Origin of the sequence: Ruminococcus sp. AF17-1AC (genome assembly GCF_003461385.1) — a bacterium.
Lineage (GTDB): Bacteria > Bacillota > Clostridia > Oscillospirales > Ruminococcaceae > Hominimerdicola > Hominimerdicola aceti.
The window spans coordinates 1-1,876 of sequence record NZ_QTWZ01000041.1; the positions used below are offsets into that span (position 1 = coordinate 1).

The window sequence follows — 1,876 nt, forward strand, 5'->3', positions numbered from 1 at the left end:
ACGCTGTGAAAGTATGTGGGCAAGAATGAAAGAAGAGCTATTCTACAGCCGTGAGGACAAGTCGGAGAACTACACTATGAAAGAGTTGAAGACTATGATCTGGAGATATTATATGAGTTACTGGACCAACAGAAGAATCTGCACCGCCAACGGTGGGCTGCCTCCGGCAGCACGAAGAAAGCTCTACTATGATCATATCTTTCTCGTTGCATAATTCTTGTTCGAATAAAATGTGTCAAGTGATATTGACAAAACCAATATCAACAACAGGACTATTCATATCCAGTACAGTTCTGATTATCATATTTTTAACAGACTTAAACTCCTTGTTGTCCGCAAGCTTTGGAAACTGAAGCTTTGCCGACGAATAAACGTCGTGCTTCTGCTGCTCCATTTCACACCAAAGAGAATACATTTTCTGAATTGATTCGTTTTCCGAAAGCCTTATAAAAATCTCATCAACAGTTTTCTTCACATCCGCTTTCAAGTATCCGTATACCTTTTTGCCTTTAGAAGAATTAAGCTGTTCATGCAGTTTTGCAACAAGATCAATTAGTTCTGCGTTATCAACATCATTCTGTGAAATGTTATCCGCAAGCTTCTGCATTAATTGTTCTGATTCCTTTTTCATCAGATTGCGCAAATCGGTCTGCTGTGCATAAAGATTGTGAAGTTCATCTGCATAAATATCGTTTGCAAAACCACTGCGGATTTTTTCAATACCATGATTAGTGAGAAATCCCTCGCGCTCGTTGTCGGAGTACACAATAATATGCACATGAGGATTTGTTTTCTTATCGTGAAAAGCAGCGTACCATTTCAGATTAGCCATATCAATTTTCTGATTCTTCGCAATGTTGGGAATCTGCCGCTTGACAAGCTCACGCCACGCTTTTAAATTATCATACCCCATTGCCTGAGCGTTATCTCTGCGGAGCGAAACGACATGAGTCCAAACGTTACCGCCATGGTTTGCAATCTCTTTTGCAACCTTTTCAAGATTAATAGGTTCGTCCGATTGTGAAAACAAACCGTGCGAACCAAACTTGACTGCTCCGGGACGGTTTGCAAGATAGCCTACATAATTTTCACGGCTTGTAAGCCTGTCCATGTTTCGGTCAAGTATTTCCGATATTAGCGCCGAACCGTTTTTGACAGTGGGATCCTTTTGGTAATCTTCGTACTCAAATAACTCTTTGCTGTCGGGGAAGTCGTTCAGCAGAGATGAAATAAGCTCCTGCTGATTTTTCGTAGCAGGAGCTGTTTCATTTGCATTCGGTATCGGAACTGAACCCTCACGGGTTGCAATGTATTTTACATAGTGATAGAGCTGTTTTTTCTTCCCAGAGCCGCTTTTCAGATAGCGGTGGTTTTGTCAATATCACTTGACACATTTTATTCGAACAAGAATTATGCAACGAGAAAGATATGATCATAGTAGAGCTTTCTTCGAACTGCCGGAGGCAGCCCACCGTTGGCGGTGCAGATTCTTCTGTTAGCCCAGTAACTCATATAATATCTCCAGATCATAGTCTTCAACTCTCTCATAGTGTATTTCTCCGATTTGTCCCCACGGCTGTAGAACAGTTCTTCTTTCATTCTTGCCCACATACTTTCACAGCGTGCATTATCATGACATCTTCCGCCGGCACTGTTCATGCTTTGAATGATCCCATATTTCTTTACAGCAGCTTGGTACTCTTCGCTTGTATACTGACTGCCTCTGTCCGAGTGGATGATACAGCCCTTTATATCAGGATATGATTTGTTTGCGTTTTCAAGAGTATGGCAGCAGAGCGAAGCTCTCATATTATCTTCAATAGCTATCCCCAGCGGCATCAGATCAAAGCAGTCAAATATCACTGAAACATAGAGC

At 41.6% G+C, this 1,876-nt stretch carries 2 protein-coding genes and 1 pseudogene; 1 reads left to right on the forward strand and 2 read right to left on the reverse strand.

Annotated elements, in window-relative coordinates:
* Positions 1–214 (forward strand): annotated as a pseudogene (locus DWW81_RS12950) (IS3 family transposase); the annotation flags it as partial.
* Positions 215–235: 21 nt separating this feature from the next.
* Here the strand turns inward: DWW81_RS12950 and mobP3 are convergent.
* Both mobP3 and DWW81_RS12960 read right to left on the reverse strand, forming a co-directional pair.
* Positions 236–1,360, reverse strand: coding sequence for a MobP3 family relaxase (gene mobP3, locus DWW81_RS12955; RefSeq protein WP_181982756.1), 1,125 nt, complete (start codon positions 1,358–1,360; stop codon positions 236–238).
* 50 nt (positions 1,361–1,410) lie between these two features.
* Positions 1,411–1,876 (reverse strand): DDE-type integrase/transposase/recombinase (locus tag DWW81_RS12960; RefSeq protein WP_147339005.1); only part of this gene is annotated, 466 nt, incomplete at its 5' end.